An 862-nucleotide genomic window follows, 5' to 3' on the forward strand; every position below is an offset into this window, starting at 1 on the left:
GATCAACCTCTTCAAGCCCGCTTTGAGTAGCGGCTCTGCACCCAGGCTTTGCTGGATAATGGTTCGTGCCTTGACCAGTGCCGCACGGCGGCGCAGTAGGGTCTGCAGCGTCCGATACGCCTTGGGTGGCGGACTCCAGCGGCGCAAGGCCCCTTTTTCATGTTGCAGATGGCGGGCAAGTAGCTGCGCATCAGAGGCGTCCGTTTTTGCGCGACCACCTGTGCCCTTGCGGTAATGGTGGAGGCGAGAACCATCAATCACGTAGATGTGGTGGCCTTTACGGTGGGCCAGCTCAATGACATCCATGTGATAAGTGCCAGTGGCCTCGATGGCTATCTCGCAGAGGGAAGGCAGATCCTTGAGCCAAGCCCGAATGGCTTGGGGTGTGTTCTCAATGGAATAGGTCTGGCCCAGAAAATAGATGACCAACTCGGCCTTGGCCACGTCGATGCCGATAATGGAGGGTTCTACTTGCATTGCCACTGAACAGCCCCTTGCGCTAGGTTACACATGCTTGTCGGGGCGCACCTGAAACGCTGGCTTGCTAGGTATCGTCGGTCTGAGGTGCAACTCAGCCGATGGATTCTTTATCGGCGTATGAATAGGTGCGGGGTGGGGCCAAATCTCCTACCGTCTGTACCCTTGGGTCAGATGCTCCTTTGGTCCCTCCACCCCGGCAAGTCCTGCATGGTTGCAGGAAGAGCATTCAAACATACAAGCACCGTTTAGGGTGCGAACCGAGCGAAGCGAGGACATCGTCCGGAGGACGATCAAAGCTAGAAGCTAGAAGCCACAAAAAAACCGCACCCCTTCGGGCGCGGTTTTTTTGTGGCTTCTAGCTTCTAGCTTTGATCGTCCTCCG

Annotated in this window: 1 protein-coding gene; it reads right to left on the minus strand. The window is 56.5% G+C overall.

From position 1 onward, the window contains the following. Positions 1-477, minus strand: a 477-nt coding sequence (locus A3730_RS13110) for a transposase (RefSeq protein ID WP_156501199.1), incomplete at its 3' end; no start/stop codon positions are given. Positions 478-862: the final 385 nt, after the last annotated feature.

The sequence above is a fragment of the Alcanivorax sp. HI0044 genome, assembly GCF_001634945.1.